Source organism: Nocardia harenae NBRC 108248 (genome assembly GCF_001612885.1).
Taxonomy (GTDB): domain Bacteria; phylum Actinomycetota; class Actinomycetes; order Mycobacteriales; family Mycobacteriaceae; genus Nocardia; species Nocardia harenae.
Genome location: NZ_BDBH01000007.1, coordinates 81655 through 99045, shown reverse-complemented (window position 1 = coordinate 99045; position 17391 = coordinate 81655). Strand labels below are relative to the sequence as shown.

17 protein-coding genes are annotated in these 17391 nt (G+C 73.2%); 11 read left to right on the top strand and 6 right to left on the bottom strand.

Translation table 11 applies throughout. The features are described from left to right. Position 1 precedes the first annotated feature (1 nt). The 8 genes from NH2_RS16120 to NH2_RS16085 are packed head-to-tail and all read left to right on the top strand — an operon-like array spanning position 2 to position 9060. Positions 2-1324, top strand: coding sequence for a protoporphyrinogen/coproporphyrinogen oxidase (locus tag NH2_RS16120; protein ID WP_067654370.1), 1323 nt, complete (start codon positions 2-4; stop codon positions 1322-1324). Next, positions 1321-2142 (top strand): SDR family NAD(P)-dependent oxidoreductase, encoded by an 822-nt coding sequence (locus NH2_RS16115; protein ID WP_067654368.1) that lies wholly within the window; start codon positions 1321-1323, stop codon positions 2140-2142. Before NH2_RS16120 ends, NH2_RS16115 begins: the two co-directional genes overlap by 4 nt. Before the next feature lie 8 nt (positions 2143-2150). Continuing rightward, the gene (locus NH2_RS16110) at positions 2151-3536 is read left to right on the top strand and encodes a flavin monoamine oxidase family protein (protein WP_067654366.1); all 1386 of its coding nucleotides are present in this window, start codon (positions 2151-2153) and stop codon (positions 3534-3536) included. Next, the gene (locus NH2_RS16105) at positions 3533-4045 is read left to right on the top strand and encodes an SRPBCC family protein (RefSeq protein WP_067654364.1); all 513 of its coding nucleotides are present in this window, start codon (positions 3533-3535) and stop codon (positions 4043-4045) included. The genes NH2_RS16110 and NH2_RS16105 overlap by 4 nt, the downstream gene beginning before the upstream one ends. A gap of 1 nt (position 4046) precedes the next feature. Beyond that, entirely contained in the window at positions 4047-5396 is a 1350-nt protein-coding gene (locus NH2_RS16100) for a hypothetical protein (protein WP_067654362.1), read from the top strand. Further along, complete coding sequence (locus NH2_RS16095; RefSeq protein ID WP_157103808.1) at positions 5393-7645, top strand: MMPL family transporter; 2253 nt, start codon at positions 5393-5395, stop codon at positions 7643-7645. Before NH2_RS16100 ends, NH2_RS16095 begins: the two co-directional genes overlap by 4 nt. Positions 7646-7669: 24 nt before the next feature. Beyond that, positions 7670-8113, top strand: a complete 444-nt coding sequence (locus NH2_RS16090) for an SRPBCC family protein (RefSeq protein ID WP_157103807.1) — start codon at positions 7670-7672, stop codon at positions 8111-8113. Further along, entirely contained in the window at positions 8110-9060 is a 951-nt protein-coding gene (locus NH2_RS16085; protein ID WP_067654358.1) for a hypothetical protein, read from the top strand. Before NH2_RS16090 ends, NH2_RS16085 begins: the two co-directional genes overlap by 4 nt. Positions 9061-9073: 13 nt before the next feature. On the opposite strand, the gene NH2_RS16080 is transcribed toward NH2_RS16085, so the two are convergent. The 4 genes from NH2_RS16080 to NH2_RS16065 all read right to left on the bottom strand — a co-directional run bounded on the left by NH2_RS16080 (position 9074) and on the right by NH2_RS16065 (position 12517). Continuing rightward, complete coding sequence (locus NH2_RS16080; protein ID WP_067654356.1) at positions 9074-9694, bottom strand: universal stress protein; 621 nt, start codon at positions 9692-9694, stop codon at positions 9074-9076. Positions 9695-9775: 81 nt separating this feature from the next. Beyond that, positions 9776-10399 (bottom strand): response regulator, encoded by a 624-nt coding sequence (locus NH2_RS16075; RefSeq protein WP_067654354.1) that lies wholly within the window; start codon positions 10397-10399, stop codon positions 9776-9778. Beyond that, on the bottom strand, positions 10396-11619 hold the full coding sequence (locus NH2_RS29525; RefSeq protein WP_067654352.1) for a sensor histidine kinase: 1224 nt from the start codon (positions 11617-11619) through the stop codon (positions 10396-10398). The genes NH2_RS16075 and NH2_RS29525 overlap by 4 nt, the downstream gene beginning before the upstream one ends. Before the next feature lie 118 nt (positions 11620-11737). After that, complete coding sequence (locus NH2_RS16065) at positions 11738-12517, bottom strand: alpha/beta fold hydrolase (RefSeq protein ID WP_067654350.1); 780 nt, start codon at positions 12515-12517, stop codon at positions 11738-11740. A gap of 57 nt (positions 12518-12574) precedes the next feature. Here NH2_RS16065 and NH2_RS16060 point away from each other — a divergent pair, with 57 nt between their 5' ends. The 3 genes from NH2_RS16060 to NH2_RS16050 all read left to right on the top strand — a co-directional run bounded on the left by NH2_RS16060 (position 12575) and on the right by NH2_RS16050 (position 15144). Next, positions 12575-14332 (top strand): GNAT family N-acetyltransferase, encoded by a 1758-nt coding sequence (locus tag NH2_RS16060; RefSeq protein WP_067654348.1) that lies wholly within the window; start codon positions 12575-12577, stop codon positions 14330-14332. Positions 14333-14377: 45 nt separating this feature from the next. Next, positions 14378-14689: a DUF222 domain-containing protein gene (locus tag NH2_RS16055; protein WP_067654346.1), complete on the top strand. Its 312-nt coding sequence runs from the start codon at positions 14378-14380 to the stop codon at positions 14687-14689. A 128-nt stretch (positions 14690-14817) separates the two neighbouring features. Continuing rightward, on the top strand, positions 14818-15144 hold the full coding sequence (locus NH2_RS16050; RefSeq protein ID WP_067654344.1) for a DUF732 domain-containing protein: 327 nt from the start codon (positions 14818-14820) through the stop codon (positions 15142-15144). A 1-nt stretch (position 15145) separates the two neighbouring features. Here NH2_RS16050 and NH2_RS16045 read toward each other — a convergent pair whose 3' ends face one another. Both NH2_RS16045 and NH2_RS16040 read right to left on the bottom strand, forming a co-directional pair. Then, positions 15146-15676, bottom strand: coding sequence for a DUF5134 domain-containing protein (locus NH2_RS16045; RefSeq protein WP_067654342.1), 531 nt, complete (start codon positions 15674-15676; stop codon positions 15146-15148). Between the two features lie 109 nt (positions 15677-15785). Next, positions 15786-17303 (bottom strand): DHA2 family efflux MFS transporter permease subunit, encoded by a 1518-nt coding sequence (locus tag NH2_RS16040; protein ID WP_067654340.1) that lies wholly within the window; start codon positions 17301-17303, stop codon positions 15786-15788. Between the last annotated feature and the right edge of the window lie 88 nt (positions 17304-17391).

The following is a 17391-nucleotide window of genomic DNA, read 5'->3' as shown; positions in this document are numbered from 1 at the left end:
CATGGCAAGCACAGGCAGCCACGCCCCGCGCATCGCGGTGGTCGGCAGCGGCATTTCCGGTATGTCGGCTGCACTCGAGCTCGAGCGGCGCGGCTGCTCGGTCGAGATCATCGAGCGCGCCGACCGGCTCGGCGGCCGCTTCGGCATCGATCGGCTCGGTGACCGCCCGGTGATGACCGGCGGCAAGAACATCGGCACCAAGTACAGCGCGTTCCGCGGTGTCATCGGCGCACTGGGCCAGTACGCCTGGGAACCGTTCGGCATCAACACCTCGCGCGTCGTCGACGGCAAAGTGCGGGTGCTCGACAGCAACAAGCTGCTCGCCAGCCTGCGGCACACCTTCGAGATCGGCGCACCCGCGGACCTGGCGAAGCTGGCCGCGTACGCGGTGCGCATCCAGGCCGACCGAGCCAATGCCTTCCTCGACTCGCCGTTCTTCGGCAGGAAGGGCCGCGACGGCGACGGCAAGCCGCTGAGTGGCCACTTCGGGCCCAAGCTGACCCGGAACCTGTTGCGCCCGATGACCATCAGGATGAACGGGGCCGAGCCCGACGAGGTGTACGTCGGCACCTTCGGCACCAACCTGTCGCTGATGCTCGACACCTACGAGCAGCTCACCGACGGCGTGCAGCCGGTGCTCGACGAGTTCGCCCGCCGGTTCCCGGTCGGCACCGAAGCCACCGTGCGCGCGCTGATCGTCACCGGCGGGCGGGTAACCGGGCTCAGGGTGGAGCGCGGCGGCGCGCTGCGGGAGGAGCCCTACGACGGCGTCGTGCTCGCCACCCCGGCCTACGCCGCGGCCGATATCGTCGCCTCGGCCGATCCGGGGCTGGCCGAGCTGCTCCGGCGGGTGCGCTACTTCCCGTCCACCGTCGCCCTGGTCGAGTACGACCGGCCGTTCTTCCCGGCCGAGGTGCGGGCCCTCGTGCTCGACGGCGGCCCGTGCACCAACGTCGGCGCCTACGGCGCCGACGATCGGCACATCGTGCGGTACACCTTCAGCGGCAGGCAGGCCCGCCGCGCGCCCGACCAGGACACGCTGACCGGCTGGATCGACGCGGCCGAGCGGGAGGTCGCAGGCTACCTGGACATCGTCCCCGGCACCCGGGTCACCGCGATCACGCACCACTGGCCCGCCGCGTACTGCGCCTACGGGCCGCAGTACGCCGAACTGCTCACCGACCTGCACCGGCACCGGACCGCGCTGCCCGGCCTCGGGCTCTGCGGCGACTACCTGCTCGGCGTGAACCTGGAGGCGTGCGCCCGCTCCGGCGTCGCCGCGGGCGCGGCGATCGCGGCCGAGCTCGCCGCCATCCCGGCATGAGCGCCCGCCGCGACCCCGGCGTCGCCGTCGTGACCGGCGCCTCGTCCGGGATCGGGGCCGAGCTGGCCAGGCAGCTCGCCGCGCGCGGGCACTCGATCGTGCTCGTCGCCCGGCGGGTGCAGCGGCTGGAGAAGCTGGCGGCGGAGCTGCGCGAGCGACACGGCGTCGCGGTCGAGATAGCCCCCTGCGACCTGGCCGATCGCCAGCAGCGGGCCGGGCTGTGCGCGGAGCTGGCCGCCCGCGAGGTCGAGGTGCTGTGCAACAACGCCGGATTCCCGGTGTGCGGCCCGGTCGCCGCGGCGGGCACGGCCGAGCAGATCGCACAGGTCGAGGTCGACGTGGTCGCCGTGCACGAGCTGACCCAGGCGGTGCTACCCGGCATGCTCGCCCGCGGGCGCGGCGCGCTGCTGATCACCGGGTCCAACGCCGGTGAGCAGCCGGTGCCGACGGCGGCGGTCTACGCCGCGAGCAAGGCGTTCGTCAACAGCTTCACCCAGGCGCTGCACGAGGAGCTGCGCGGCACCGGGGTGCGGTGCACGCTGCTCGCGCCCGGGCCGGTGCGTACCGAGTTCAGCCGGGTCGGCGGGGTCGAGGCCATCGAGGGCGCCTGGCGGCTCTCCTGGCTGCCGCCGGACCGGGTGGCGGCAGCGGCGCTGCGCGCGCTGGACCGCGATCGGCGGATGGTGATTCCCGGCCTGGTGTCGAAGGCGCAGGCCTACGGCGGGCGCTACGCCCCGCGCGCGGTGCTGTTCCCAGTGCTGCGCGCCTTCATCCTGCCGCGGCTGCGCGCGGCACTGGTCACATCGACAGCGAAGTAGGGAATGGAATGGTTCGCGAGACAACCCGGCGCACCGACGCCGATGTCCTGATCGTCGGAGCCGGCCTGGCCGGCCTCTACGCCGGCCGCGCGCTGCGCAGGGCGGGGCTGACCCCGCTGGTGCTGGAGGCGCGCGACCGGGTCGGTGGCCGCGTGGTCAACGCCGATATCGGCGACGGCCGGATCGTGGAGATGGGCGGCCAGTGGCTGGCGGCGGGCGACAGCCTGGCCATCCGGCTGGTCGCGGAGTACGGGGCCGACCTGTTCCGCAGCTACGACACCGGCACCCACCTGCTCGCGGTCGGCACCGCGCTGCGCAGGCAGCGCGGTTCGATCCCGCCGCTGCGCCCGCACGCGCTGCTCGAACTCGGCCTGGTCGCCGGGGTGCTGACCGCGCTGTCCCGCACCGTCTCCGCCGCGCGGCCGTGGCGGGCGCCGCTGGCGAAGCGCTGGGACGCCGAGACCATGGACCGGGTGATCGATCGCCTCGCGCACTCGGCGGAGGCCCGCGCCATGCTCGACGCGGCGGTGTCCACCATGTTCGGCGCGCCACCGGCCGGGGTGACGGTCCTGCAGGCGCTGGCCTACATCCGGATCGCGGGCAGCTTCGCCGCGGTCGGCGAGATCGACGGCGGTATCCTGGCCGACCGGGTGGTCGGCGGCTCGGCCAGGATCGCCGATGGCATGGCCGCCGAACTGGGCGACCTGGTCCGGCTCAGCACGCCGGTCAGCGCGCTGCGGGATACCGGTGAGCGGGTGGAGATCACCTCCGGCGACACCGTTTTCACCGCACCGCGAGCGATCGTCGCGGTACCGCCCGCACTCGCGGGCGACCTCGCCTTCGAGCCGGCGCTGCCCCCGGAGCGCACCCTGGCCCTGCGCAGCCTGCCTATGGCATCGGTCATCAAGACCGCGGCCGTCTACGATCGCCCGTTCTGGCGCGAGCGCGGCCTCTCCGGGCGCACCATGACCCTGGACGGGCCGGTGACCGCCACCTTCGACAACTCGCCGCCGGAGGGCTCGCCCGGCGTGCTCATCGCCTTCGTTCCCGGCGCGCGCGGCCGCGAGATGTCCGCGCTGGACCCGGAGGCCCGCCGGAAGTCGGTGCTGGACGCCCTCATCCGGCTGTTCGGGGCCGAGGCCGGGGAGCCGGTCGCCTACCACGAGCACGACTGGAACGACGACCCGTGGACCCGCGGCTGCTACTTCGGCCTTGCCACCCCCGGAGCGCTCACCGGCCCGCTGCGCACGCTGGCGGTACCGCACGGCAATATCCACTGGGCGGGCTCGGAGACCTGCTTCGAGAACTACGGCGGGATGGAGGGCGCGCTGCGCTCCGGCGAGCGGGCGGCGCGCGAAGTGCTCGGTGCGGCCACCGCCGCCTGCACCGCGTGATCACCGACCTGGAGGCCGCCACCGAAGTGGCCGCACCGCTGTCGACCGTGTGGCGCACCGTCTCCCGGCTCGGTCGCACGCCGCGGTGGAGCCCGAGCTGCCGGTTCGTCCTCGTGCTCGGCGGCGCACGGCCCGGCGCGCACGCGATCCACCTGAACCGCGACGGGGCGCGCTGGTGGCCGACCACATCGCGGATCGTGGAGTTCGTGCCGGGCAGGCGAATCGCATGGCGCGTCAACGAGAACAGAATGCGTTGGTCGTATACGCTCGCTCCGACCGGATCGGGGACTCGGATCACTCTGCGACGCGACACAGGCGAGGGGCAGTCGTGGCTATCCGCAATGCTCGGTACGCACGTCTTCGGCGGACAGCCCGCCTTCGACGAACGGCTGCTGAAGGGGATGCGGGAAACACTGCGCGGTCTCGCGCGCGAGCTGGAACGACCCATCGCCCTCGTTCTCGGCGAGAAATCCGATGTGGTTGTGTCCGAAGGGAATCGAGGTGATTGACGTGAGCGCCACCGCAGTGGCCAATCCCCTCGACGAGTTCTTCCTGCACATGGACACCCCCGCCGAGCCATGGGGCATCCAGCTCGAGCTCGCGGTCACCGGCAGCCTCGACGGCGAGCGCCTCGCCGCGGCGCTGCGGGCGGCGCTGCGCCGCCACCCCATGGCGAGGGTCAGGCTCGCGCCGCGGCGCGACTGGGCCGTGCGGTACCGCTGGCAGATCGCGGCGGAGCTGCCCGAGCCGCCGCTGATTGCGGTGACCTGCAGGGAATCCGCCGACTTGGACCGGGTTCGGGCGGAGCTGTTCCGGCGCTCCCCCGACCTCGGCTCCTTCGGCCCGTTCGAGCTGGTGCTCGCCCACGTGCCCGGCGGCGACCGGCTGCTCCTCAACCTCCATCACGCCGCGGGGGACGCGGCGTCCGGGGTGCGGTTGCTCCGCTCGGTGCTGGAGGCGTACGCCGGAACGGCGGGGGCGGCGTCGGCCGATTCGCCGGAGAGCCGGGACGTGCGCGCCCTGCTCGCCGCCCGATCGCTCACCGAATCGCTGCGCAGGGCGGGCGAACTGGCCAGGATCGGGCGGGCCGGGCTGACCGCCCCGGTGCCGATCGCCCCCGCGGCGCCTGCGGGCGGCTCCGGCTACGGATTCCGGCTCTTCCGGCTGGCGGACGATCTCCGGTTCGGTAGGGCGGCCGGCGTCACCGTCAACGACATCCTGCTCGGCGCGCTGGCCGTCACCGTGCGCCGGTGGAACGACGGGCGCGGTGCGGCGCCGGGCCGGGTCTCGTTGACCATGCCGGTGAACGGCAGGCCCGAGGGGCGGCGCTACGACGTGGTCGGCAACTTTTCCATCGGCACCTCGGTGTCGATCCCGGCGGCCGACACCGTGGAGCCGGCCCGCGCGATCGCCGTCGCCGCCGCGCGCACCGGGCAGATCAAGCGGCATCGCACCAACGGCCTGATGGTGACCCTGCTCGCCGGGCTGAGCCTGCTGCCGATCGGGCTCAAGCGGCGGCTGTTCCGCACCGCGCCGCTGGCCGCCGCGCGGGTGCTCGACACCGCGATTCTCACCAATCTGGGCGTGCTGCCCGCGCTGCCCGCTCCCGGCGGAGCCGCGGGAACGGTGGCCGGGCTGTGGTTCTCCTCGCCGCTGCGGCTGCCGACCGGAATCTCCCTCGGCGTGGTGACGCTCGGGGCGGAGATGTTCGCGTGCCTGTGCTATCAGCGCGCCCGGTTCGACGCGGCAGGCGCCGCCGAGTTCAGCGAACTGTTCCAGCGCACGCTGCGGGAGTGCGGCGGGCCGGACAGCCGAGGAAGCGCCCGGATCCCGGCGCCGCGTGAAATGAGGAGAGCGTGAACATCTACCAGCGACTCGCCGAGGTAGCCCTGCGCGCACCGAGAGTGGTCGCGATCACGGCGTTGCTGTTCCTGGTGATCGCCGGGGTGGTCGGCGCGCCCGCGGCGCTGAACCTGCCCGCGGGCGGATACGAGGATCCGAGCGCGGAATCGACCAGGGCGCAGCAGATCCTGGCCGAGCAGTTCGGCCGCAGCGGGCTGCTGTTGGTGCTGGAGATCTCCGGCCCGGCCGGGGTCGACGACCCGGCGGTCAAGAGGCGGGCCGAGGCGGTCTCGGCGACCGTCGCCGCGTCGGAGTACGCGGGCGAGGTGCTCTCGTCCTGGTCGGTGCCGCCGGTGATCGCCACCGGGCTGGTGACCGCGGATCGCAGCACGGGCCTGGTGGCCGCCGAGATCGCGGGCAGCGACAGCGAGGCGCCGAAGCGGGCGCGCGACATCGCCGACCGGGTCGTCGGCGAGAACGACGGAGTCACCGTCCGGGCCGGTGGGCCCGCGATCGTGCTCGACGACACGGCGGAGCAGTCGCGGCTGGATCTGGTCAAGGTGGAGGCGATCGCCATCCCGATCACCTTCGTCGCGCTGATGTGGATCTTCGGCAGCGTGGTGGCGGCACTGCTGCCGCTGGTGGTCGCCGTCGTCGCCATCGCGGGGACCACCGCGGTGCTGCGGCTGCTCTCGCTCGGCACCGATGTGTCGGCATTCGCGCTCAACCTCGCGACGGCGCTCTGCCTGGCGCTGGCCATCGACTACACCCTGCTGATCGTCAATCGCTATCGCGAGCACCTGGCGGCGGGCGCGGATACCCGCACCGCCATCGTGCGGACGATGACCACCACCGGCCGCGCCGTCACCTATTCGGCGCTGACCGTGGTGGTCGTCGCCGCCGTGATGGCGGTGTTCCCCATGTACCTGCTGCAATCGCTGGCTTACGCGGGCATGGCGGGCGCGGCGGTCTCGCTGCTCGGCACCCTGGTGCTCGCGCCCGCGCTGCTGGTGCTGGCCGGGCCGAACATCGATCGCGGCGACATCCGCAAGCCGGTGCGTCGCAGGCTCGGGCTGCCCGCCGAGCCCTCGACGGCGCCGGAGGATTCGATCTTCTACAAGGTGGCCGTGTTCGCCATGCGGCGGGCCGTTCCGGTCGCGCTGGCGGTCACGGTGTTCTGCGGGGTGCTGCTGCTTCCTTTCCTCGGGGTGCAGCTCGCCTACCCCGACGACCGGGTGCTGCCGCGGTCCATCGAGTCGCGGCAGGTCGGCGATTCGCTGCGCGAAGACTACCGGCAGAACTTCACCGGCTCCGTGCGGATCGTGCTCACGGAGCTGTCCGCGCCGGACAGGCAGCTCGACGAGTACGCGCTCGCCCTGTCCAAGGTACCGGGCGTGACCAGTGTCTCGGGGCCGTCCGGGACCTACGTCGGTGGTCTGACCGCGCTCGGCACCCCGGTCGGCGGGGCGGAGCGGCAGGGCGAGACCGCTTTCCTGACCGTCGGTTCGACGATCGACCCGTACTCGCCCGCAGGCGAGGAGCTGGTGGCCGCGCTGCGCGCGGTGCCCGCGCCGGCCACGGCGCTCTTCGACGGATTGGCCCAGCGCAGTATCGACTTCGCGGCCGGGGTCGTCGACACCCTTCCCCTGGTGCTCGCGCTCATCGCGCTCGCCACCTTCGTGCTGATGTTCCTGCTCACCGGCAGCGTGATCCTGCCGGTGAAGGCACTGCTGATGAACGTGCTCTCGCTGACCGCGGCCTTCGGCGCGGTGGTCTGGGTATTCCAGGACGGGCACCTGGGCGGCCTCGGCGTCACCACCACCGGATACCTGAACGCGGCGTTCCTGCCGCTCATCTTCTGCCTCGCCTACGGCCTCTCCATGGACTACGAGATCTTCGTGATCTCGCGCATTCGCGAGGAGTGGCTGAAATCGGGGCGGACCGCCGAGGACAACGAACGCGCGGTGGCGCTGGGGCTGGCCAAGACCGGCCGCATCGTCACCGCCGCCGCCGTGCTGATGGCCATCGTCTTCGCCGCGCTCTGCGCGTCGCAGATCTCGATGCTGCGGTTGCTCGGCGCCTGCATGGCGCTGTCGGTGCTGATCGACGCCTTCCTGGTGCGGATGCTGCTGGTGCCCGCGTTCATGAAGCTGATGGGCAATGCCAACTGGTGGGCGCCCGCTCCGATCGCCGGGTGGCTGGAGCGGCGGATGATCCACGAGTCCGACGACGAGGTGCGGGCGCCCGCGGTGCCCGCACAGGGGTGAGGAGCCGAGTCTACCATGGCCGGAATGAATTTCGAGACGACCTGCGAGGTCGGGGCGGCGCCCGCCACCGTGTTCGCCGCGCTGGCGGCGGTGGAGCGGATGCCGGAGTGGTCCGGGGTGCACCGTTCGGTGCGGGTGGAGTCGGTCGACGCGCAGGGGCGCCCCGAGGTGGTGTACGCGGAGGCGGCGGTGCTCGGCTTCACCGACCGGCAGCGGTACCGGTACGTGTGGACCGATACCGAGCTCGACTGGAACACCGAGGTCACCGACCATCTGCGGGTCCACCGCGGGAACTACCGGGTCACTGCCAGCGGAACGGGGTCGACGGTGACCATCCGGTACGAGCTGGTGCCCGCGCTGCCGGTGCCGGGGCTGCTATTGCGCGCGGGCCGCACGATCGCCGCGGACTCGTTCCGCAAGAAGTTCGTCGGCTACGTGGAGTCGTTCACCGGTGAGGTGGCGCGGTGATCGAGACGCGGTGGCCCGCCGAGGTGGCCGAGGTGCTCGACGGTGATCAGGCGGTAGCCTTCGCGCACACCACCCCGGCCAGCGGCGTCGTGCTGACGCCGCTGACCAATTTCGGCGGGCACGACGCCGGGCCGGGCCGGCTCGGCGGATTCAACAGCACCGCCGCGATGTGGCCGCGGTTGCAGCGGTTCCAGGCGAATCCGAAGGTCGCGATCGCCTTCCACACCCGCGCGCACGCGCGCAGCGAGAGCCAGGCGTACGTGCTGGTGCAGGGGCGGGTCACGCACACCCCGGTCGAGGAGCGGGACTGGCTGGCGCGGAACCGGGAGCTGTTCGAGCGCTCCGGCGGCAAGCTGCGGTCCGGCTTCTTCTGGGACCGGTGGCTCGCCGTGTTCTACTGGCGGGTCGGGCTGAGCATCGAGGTCGAACGGCTCGTGGTCTGGCCGGATCTGCGGTGCGCGGGTGAGCCCGTGGTCTACGGCACGCCGCTGCCCGCTGCGCCTGCCGCCCAGCGGCCACCGGCCAAGGGCGTCGCCCCGAGGGTGAGCGCGCGGCGCGCGGCGGCGCATGCGGCCAAGCGGCCCGACCGGCTGCTCGGCTGGGTCGGCGCCGACGGCTACCCGGTCGTCGTCCCGGTCGAGGTGGCCGCGGCGGACGCGGACGGCCTCGAGCTGGAGATCCCCGCGGCGCTGGTCCCCCCGGGCGGACGCCGGGCCGGGCTGCTGGCGCACTCGTTCGCCCGGTACACGCACGGCCAGAACCTGCGGCGCTACACCGGGTGGTTCGACGCCGCCTGCGGCAAGAATCGGTACGCGCCGCACACCCGCGCCGGATTCCGTATCCCCGCGTCGACGACGCTGTTCTACCTGGTGACCGGAGCCGGCGCCTGGCGCGCGTACCTGCGCGGGCGCCGGGCCGGGATGGTGCCGAAGCTGCGTAACGCCTGACGGCGGGCGCGGATCACGCCCGGGGCAGGGCGCAGTACGAACCGGAGCGGATCCGATCGGCGTAGTCGCGGCGGAGGGCGCGCAGCCGCTCGGAGACCGCCGCGGCCGGGCGGTGCTCCGGCGCTTCGGCCTCCGGTGCGACGACAACCAGGTCGATCGAGGTCCGGCGGCCGAGCTCGGAGGAGATGGTGCCGAGCCAGCGCCCCCTCCTGGTTCCCGCGTCGGGATCCGCCAGCACGAGCACGGCGGCGCCGGTCTCGGTGACGGCAGCCAGCAGTGCGTCGACGATCGAGCCGGAGGTGACGTGCCGGACCACCCGGCGGGCGCCGAGCGCCCGTGCCCGCTCCTCGGCGGTCCGCAGGATCTCCTCGGTGGGCGTGCTGCCCTCGATGAGGTAGGCGTCGCCCTTCAGGATGTCCGCCACCCGGCCGTTGTCGTCGCGGCAGGGAAGCTCGTAGGCGCCGACGAGCACGAGCAGCGCGCCCGTGGCCGCGGCGAGCACAGCGGCCTCGTCGACGGCGGCACCGGAGAGGCCGGATGAGCCGTCCACCCCGCCGACGACGATCGGACCGTGCGGGGATCCGGCGTGCGCTCGCCGGCCGAGTTGCTTCTCGACTGCGCTGGTTCGCGTCATACAGCGATTCTTCGCCCGGCCGGGCCGCCACCGCGACGGCCGGCAGGTGGAATCCGGCGTCCACCCATCGGTGGACATCGCTCAGCGGTCGAGCAGCCCGCGCTCCATGGCGGTCAGCACCGCCGCCGTGCGGTCGGACACGTCGAGCTTGGTGAAGACGCGCAGCAGGTGGGTCTTCACCGTCGCCTCGCTGATATGCAGCTCCCGCCCGATATCGGCATTGGTCTCGCCGCGCGCGACCCGGGCGAGCACCTGCACCTCGCGGGCGGAGAGCGCGGGCTGGGCCGGGCGGCGCAGCCGGTGCACCAGGCGGTCCGCGACCGCGGGCGCGAGCACTGTCTCACCCCGGGCCGCGCCGCGAATCGCGTTCGCGAGTTCGCCGCGGGAGGCGTCCTTCAGCAGGTATCCCACCGCACCGGCTTCGACGGCGCGCAGGATGTCGCCCTCGGTGTCGTAGGTGGTGACCACGACGATTTTGGTGCCGGGGAGCAGGGCGCGGAGCTGTTCGATCGCGGCGACCCCATCGCCGCCCGGCATCCGCAGATCCATCAGCACCACATCCGGGCGCACCGTGGGGGCGACGACGACGGCCTCGACCCCGGACCCCGCCTCGCCGACGACGGTCAGGTCGGGCTCGGCCTCGAGCATGCCGCGCAGCCCCTCGCGGACCATGGGGTGGTCGTCGACCAGGAGCACCGTGATCATGCCGGGATCTCGACCTCGACTGTCGTTCCGCGCCCCGGCCAGCTCGACACCGACACGGTGCCGCCCGCCTGCTCGGCGCGCTCCCGCATGCCGCGCAGCCCGAACCCCGTCGATCGGCGATCGGGAGCGAAGCCGGCCCCGTCGTCGGTCACCGACAGCCGGACCCCCGTTCCGGTGCGCAGCATACGCACCGTCACCGTCGAGGCGCCCGCGTGCTTGCGGACATTGGCGAAGGCCTCCTGGGCCACCCGCAGCAGCACCACCTCACCCGCCGTGGTCAGGGCGGGGAACGGATCGCACGCGGTGACCGTCACCGCGATGTCGGTGCCGTCGGCCAGCCGGTCGGCCTGGCGCCGGACGGAGTCGACCAGCGAACCCGCGCGCAGCGTGGACGGCGTCAGCTCGGCCACCATCGACCGCGCCTCGGCGAGGTTCTCCCGCGCGGTCTCGGTGATGAGCCCGATGTGCCGGTGCGCCGCCGCCGGATTCTGGTCGATCTCCGACTCCACCGCCTGCGCGAGCGTCACGATGCTGGTAAATCCCTGTGCCAGCGTGTCGTGGATCTCCCTGGCCAACCGGGCGCGCTCGTCCGAACGGCCGGCGACGCGGGAGAGCCGAGCGGTCTCGGCCCGGCTCTGCGCCAGCTGGTCGAGCAGCACGGCCTGCTGTTCGCCCCGTTCGACCGCCACCGTGACCGCCGCGCCGATCATCGGGCTGACCAGGAACCCGACGAGCGAGATCGCCAGCGCGAGCGGTACTTCCGGGCCGTCCGGCCCCTGGCTCGCGATGGCGGCGACCGCGACGAGCACGCTGGCCGCCGAGCCGGTCGGCACCGCGGCGCGCAGCGGCAGCGTCAAGTAGATCAGCGCGTAGACGACCGGCAACACGGTAACCGCGGGGCAGGACAGGTAGACGGCGGTGGCGAACAGGATCAGCAGGCCGAGCGTGAACCCGGCCGTCCGGCTGTTCATCGTGCGCGAGGAAAAGGGAACGCCGGGCCCGGAGACATGCTCGCAGCCGAGCGCCAGGGTCCAGGCCACGATGCCGGTCAGCGCGGCGCACGAGCCGAGCCGCTCGGCGGGGGTCTGGCGGTGCAGCAGCACGACCACGACGCAGGCCGCGACACAGCCGACGACGACGAACCCGGTCCAGAGCCGATACCAGTTGCTCGACGAGGAGGCCGGGACAGCGTCGATTCCGCTCGCCGAGGCGCCGTTCATACCTCGACTTTATCCGGAGAGACCGGTTTCGACGTCCATCGTTCAGTGGAACAACGGCCCCCGGGGGCACCCTACTTCGGGCGCCGGAGGCACGCCCCCGGCTGCGGGCGATACCTCCCTACCCGTGCCGCGCGACGTCCGCGCAGAGAATCCCGGGCCACCGGGCGAGATCCGCGGGGCTCTCCGCGACCTCCAACGTCGCATCCGGCAGCAACTCGACCAACGCTTCGGCGGTCGATACCGGATGCCCGGGATCATCGATCCAGGCCAGCACTGTGACCGGCACCTCGATACCCGAAATCGCCTCCGGCTCGGGCAGATCACTCAGCGCCGCGCCCCGGAAGAGGGAGGGCAGCAGCTGCTCGGTGACATCCGGCACGGTCTCCGGCGTCCCGGCGGTGGCGGGCGGGCGGGGCGCGGCGAGATCGGCGGCGAGGAAGGCGGCGAGCCCCTGCTCCTCGATGAGGCGCGCGTTCTTGCGGTAGATCTCGGCCTTGGCGGCGCGGGTCTGCCAGGCGGTCGCGGGGACGAGCAGGGTGAGACCGGCGAAGCGGGCGGGGTCGCGGACGGCGGCGTGCAGCAGGGTGCCGGTGCCCATGGAGGGACCGACGCCGTGTACCCGCTCGCCGGGGAACCAGTGGTCGAGCAGGCGCAGCAGGTCGTCGGCGAGGGCGGGCCAGCGGTAGTCCTCGGGGACGGGGCGGCCGGTGGAGCGGCCGTGGCCGCGGGCGTCGTAGCGGAGCAGCCGGGTGCCGCTGAGGCCGCGGCCGAGGTCGAGGTCCATGAGGCGGTCGCGGTGCCTGCTGGAGGTGAGGCCGTGCAGCTGGACCACGGGGTGGCCGCCCTCGTCGCTCAGCTCCACGTCGAGGTCGGCGCCGGGGACGCGGAAGGTCGGCACGGTGGCTCCAGGATGCTGGGGAGACGTGGTCGCTCGGAAGGAGCCTAGGATACCGTCATGCGGCTGACCAACGTCGCGCACCTGCGCCTGCCGTTCGGCCGCCTGCTCGGCTTCGACGTTATCGCGGGCCCGCCGGGCGCCTCGCTCCCCATCTCCTTCGACCAGCGGCGGCATGTCGGCGCGGGCGACCGCGCCGGCTCGTGGATGGCGCTGTCCTGCAGGCTCTCCGCACCGGTGCCGCTCGACCGGCTCGCCACGGCGTGGCTGGCGGTGATCGCGCGGCACGGCACGCTGCGCTCGGTCTTCGTGCCGGGCGCGGACGGAGAGCCGGGGCTGCACGAGGTCGAGATCGGCCCCGGCGGCTGGGTCGAGCACGCGATCGCGCCGGGGGAGGCGGTGAACGACGCGCTGCGCGCCGTGCTCGACCGGGCCTGCTCGCCGTACAGCAGGCCGTCGCACCGGCTGTGCGTGCTGGAAACCGCGGCGGGGCCGACGGTGGTGGTCGCCGCCGACCACGCGCACGTCGACATGTGGTCGATGCTGGTGATCGCGCGCGACCTGCTCACCGCGCTGGCCGCGGTGCGCCGCGGCGACCCGCCCGCGCTGCCGCCCGCGCCCGCCTTCGCCGAGCACACCCGCGCGCTGCGCGCCCGCCCGCCTGCCCCCGCCGAGGTGCACCGCCGCTGGGCCGAGGTGCTGGCGGGCAGCGGCGATGTGATGCCGCGGTTCCCGCTGCCGCTCGGCGCGGCGGCGCCGCGGGAGGAGCGCGTCGAGGTGCGCGATGTCCTGGACGTCGACGACAGCGCCGCCCTCGCCGCCCGCGCCAGGGACGCGGCGGTCTCGACCCTGGCGCTGGTGGTGGCGGCCATGACCGAGGTGACGCGCGAGCTGGCGGGCGCCCCGCTGCGCGCGGTGTTCCCGGTGCACAGCCGGTACGAGGCCACCTGGCACGACTCGGTCGGCTGGTTCATCACCAACTCCCTGCTGGAGTCGGCCGACCCGGATCCCGGCGCCGCCGCGGCGGCGGTGCAGGAGGCCGTCCGGATGGGCTCCTGGCCGCTCGCGGACATCCTGCGGCCGTGGGGCGGGATGCCGGAGGCGCCGGGCATGTTCGCGATCTCCTGGCTCGACCTGCGCCGATTGCCGGTGCGGGTGGACGCGACCGGGCTGGAGGCGCAGTACGTCGGCGCGACGATCCGCACCGACGGCGTGATGCTCTGGTTCGTCCTCGACGAAACCGGGCTGCACCTGCGCTGCCGGTACCCGGACACCCCGGAGGCCAGGCGGCACGTCGGCGGCTGGCTGGACACGCTGATCGCCCGGCTGCGCGCGCTCGCGGCGGTCGGCAGCCTGCTGCGCGTCGGTGACCGGAGCTACCGAGTGCTGCGGGCCACCCGCGGAGATGTGCCCGTGCTGGTCGCGCTGCTCTCCGACGAGATCGCCCGCGACCGGGAGAGTGCCGAGATCGCCAGGTACGAGGAGGCGTTCGACGCCATCACCGGCGACCCCGCGCACTACCTGGCCGTGGTGCGGGACGAGCGCGACCGCATCGTCGGCACCATGCAGCTCACCATCATCGCCGGGCTCTCCCGCGGCGGCACCGCGCGGTTGCAGATCGAGGGCGTGCGGGTGGCACCGGCGGAGCGCTCCCGCGGCATCGGCACCGCCATGCTGGAGTGGGCGCACGACCACGGCAGGCATCGCGGCGCCACGCTGGCCCAGATCACCACCGACCGGGTGCGCGAGCGGGCGCACACCTTCTACTCGCGGCTCGGGTACGACAACAACCACGTGGGCCTGAAGCGAACACTCTGACGGGATCACTCGAACATATGTTCTATGGTGCGGTAGCCTGCTCGGGTGACCACACGAGCGACCGCACCCCGCCCCCCGGTGCGCGGCTGGCCGGAACTCGCCGATGCCGACCTGCTGCGCACCCTCGTCGAGACCGAGCGCCGCAGGCGGCAGCTCGATGCCGCCATGCGCGCGGCCGTCGCCGAAGCCGAGCGGCGCGGGCTCGCCGCGGACACCGGCTACCGGGACACCGCCGAGCTGCTGACCGATCTGCTGCGGATCAGTGTCCACGAGGCGCGGCGGCGGCTCGGTTGCGCTGTCCCGCAGGGGCGGACGCGGTCGAGGAAGGTGTGGAAGGTGCTGGCGGCCGCGAGTTGAGCGCGGAGTTCACCTCCGCACCCGCGGGGTGCGCGGTTCCATCCCTGGGGTGGGTTCTGCGGAGGTCCCGGCGGCGGAATCATGGTTATCACACAGCGACCACACCGCCCGGATCGAGGAAAGCCACCATGGGAACCGCCCGCAACCACCTCCGCACCTTCGCCATCGCCACCGCACTCGCCTTCACCGCGCTCGCCGGCGCAGGCGCCACCGCGCTGGCCGACCCCGGCGCCGAGGCCTCGTTCCTCGAGCAGATCGGGCTGACCAATGCCACCCTGCCGGGCCGGACCGCGCCCGAGATGGTCGAGGCGGGATACATCACCTGCGGCCATCTGCGCGGTGGCACCTCGGTGCTGGACGAGATCTCCTCGGTCGAGCAGACCTACCACTTCGATCAGGGCACGCTCTTCGTCAGCGCCGCGACGACCAATCTGTGCCCGGACTTCGCCGGCTGATTCACAGCAGGTGGCCCAGCCCCATGAGCGGCATGGCGGCGGTCATCGAGAGATGGGCGACGGTGCCGGTGACGGACCGGGCGGGCTCGCGCACGCCGCGCCCTGCCCACCACACCCGCACCCGCACCCAGCCCCACACCCCCAGCGCCAGCAGGGGCAGCGAGAGCCAGCCCGGCCCCGCGCCGCCACCGTGCCGGTGCGCCGCGCCCGGCGTCGCCACCGCGCCGTCGACGCCGGGCATTGCCAGCAGCAGCACCGCCATGACCAGCACATCCGCGATCACCGGGAGCCGGAGCGCGAGCGGAACAGGGGTGTCGGCCAGCCACAGCCCTACCCCGCCGAGCGCGAGCGCCCATGGCAGCGGCCCCAGCGGGTCGTAGGCGGGGAGCAGCATGGCCAGCATGGCCAGGCACAGCACCCCGTGCGCGATCCGCCCGCGCCCCGCACACGGGTGCCGACAGGCCAGCGCCGACGCCGAGACCGCGACCAGAGCCGCCGTCACCGGCACGATCCACTGCTGCGGCTCCCCCATCGACCCCCCGCACGTCCCGGTACCGCCGCGGCCGCGGCGATTTCGCCGCCGACAACGGTAGCCGGGCACGCGGAGGCTACGCACCGGTTCCGATCAACCGAGCGCGCGCCTAGATGCCCGCGGCCACCGCGGACTCGTCCGGCGCCTTGGTGCGGTGCCTTGGCAGGAAGAGCGCGGGCAGGATGATCACCGCGGTCAGCCCGAAGGCGACCCAGAAGGCGAAGCCGAAGGCATTCGCCAGCAGCGGGCCGACGATGGGCAGCGCCTCCGGCGGCAGCGTGCTGATCTGGTCGGCGCCGCCGCCTGCCGCGCTGAGCCCCTTCGAGTTCAGCTGGTCGGTGAGGTGCTGGGTCAGCGCGGTCACCAGCAGGGCGCTGCCGAGCGAGGCGCCGACCTGCTGGATGGCGGAGAGCGTCGGCGCGGCCCTGGAGACCATGTCGCGGTCCAGGCCGGAGTAGGCGGCGGCCATGGTCGGCATCATGACCGAGCCGAGCCCCATGCCGCGCACGAACAGCGCCAGGCTCAGCCAGAGGTAGGAGGTGCCGGTGCCGACCTGGGTGAACGGGAAGGTGCCGATGAGCGCGAGCAGCACGCCGACCGGCACCACGTAGCCCGCGCCGATCCGGTCCACCAGCCTGCCGCCGACCACCATGGCCACGATGGCGCCCAGCCCTTGCGGAGCGAGCAGCAGCCCGGCGCCGAGCGCGCCCTCGCCGCGCACGGTCTGGTAGTAGAGCGGCAGCAGCAGCATGCCGCCGAAGAGCCCGATCGCCACCAGGAACACCGCGATGGTCGCGCCCGCGAAGAGCCGGTTGCCGAGCAGCCGGACGTCGACGATGGAGGCGGAGCCGCGGTTCAGGCTGTGCCAGGTGTAGAGCGCGAGGCCGATCGCGCCCGCGAGCAGCCAGCCGAGCACGCCCCACTCGCCGAACCCGCCCTGCGACGCCGCCTCGGAGAGGCCGTAGAGCAGGCAGACCAGGCTGCCGGAGAGCAGCACCAGCCCGCGCAGGTCGAGCTTGCCCGGGTCGGCCAGCGGGTCTTCGGCGGGTAGCTTCCACACCGCGAGCGCGATGGCGAGCGCGCCGACCGGCACGTTCACCAGGAAGATCCAGTGCCAGCCGGTGTACTCCACGAGCAGCCCGCCGAGCACGGGGCCGAGGACCGGGCCGAGCAGCATGGGGACGCCGATGATGCTCATGGCCCGGCCGAGCCGGTTCGGCCCGGCCGCCCTGGCGATGATGGCCTGCCCGGCGGGGAGCAGCATGCCGCCGCCGAGCCCCTGCAGCACCCGAAAGACGACCAGGCTCTCGACCGACCAGGCGGTGGCGCAGAGCGCGGAGCCGAGCACGAAGAGCGAGACCGCGGTGAGCCAGGTCGGCTTGGGGCCGAAGCGGTCCATGGCCCAGCCGGCCAGCGGGATGACCAGCGCGACCGCGAGCAGGTAGCCGGTGACCACCCACTGGGTGGTGGAGAGCGGGGCGCCGAGCTCGGTGCTCAGCGAGTCGAGTGCCACGTTCACGATCGTGGTGTCGAGCACCACCATGATCATCCCGGAGACGATCACCAGCCCGGTGACGATCACACCGCGGTCGAGCTTCTCGGTGGGTGCGGCGGCGGAGGTGCTCATGCCTGCTCCAATCGGGCCGGATTTTCCCCGGAGTATGCCGGGGGCCCGGTCGAGCGCGGCGCGGACCCCGGCCGGTGTCCGATTTGCC

Coding starts and splice junctions, on each gene's coding strand:
- NH2_RS16050 (WP_067654344.1), top strand. CDS start 14,818: ATGGGAACCGCCCGCAACCACCTCCGCACCTTCGCCATCGCCACCGCA.
- NH2_RS16080 (WP_067654356.1), bottom strand. CDS start 9,694: ATGACGCGAACCAGCGCAGTCGAGAAGCAACTCGGCCGGCGAGCGCAC.
- NH2_RS16120 (WP_067654370.1), top strand. CDS start 2: ATGGCAAGCACAGGCAGCCACGCCCCGCGCATCGCGGTGGTCGGCAGC.
- NH2_RS16060 (WP_067654348.1), top strand. CDS start 12,575: ATGCGGCTGACCAACGTCGCGCACCTGCGCCTGCCGTTCGGCCGCCTG.
- NH2_RS16110 (WP_067654366.1), top strand. CDS start 2,151: ATGGTTCGCGAGACAACCCGGCGCACCGACGCCGATGTCCTGATCGTC.
- NH2_RS16090 (WP_157103807.1), top strand. CDS start 7,670: ATGAATTTCGAGACGACCTGCGAGGTCGGGGCGGCGCCCGCCACCGTG.
- NH2_RS16040 (WP_067654340.1), bottom strand. CDS start 17,303: ATGAGCACCTCCGCCGCCGCACCCACCGAGAAGCTCGACCGCGGTGTG.
- NH2_RS16045 (WP_067654342.1), bottom strand. CDS start 15,676: ATGGGGGAGCCGCAGCAGTGGATCGTGCCGGTGACGGCGGCTCTGGTC.
- NH2_RS16115 (WP_067654368.1), top strand. CDS start 1,321: ATGAGCGCCCGCCGCGACCCCGGCGTCGCCGTCGTGACCGGCGCCTCG.
- NH2_RS29525 (WP_067654352.1), bottom strand. CDS start 11,619: ATGAACGGCGCCTCGGCGAGCGGAATCGACGCTGTCCCGGCCTCCTCG.
- NH2_RS16075 (WP_067654354.1), bottom strand. CDS start 10,399: ATGATCACGGTGCTCCTGGTCGACGACCACCCCATGGTCCGCGAGGGG.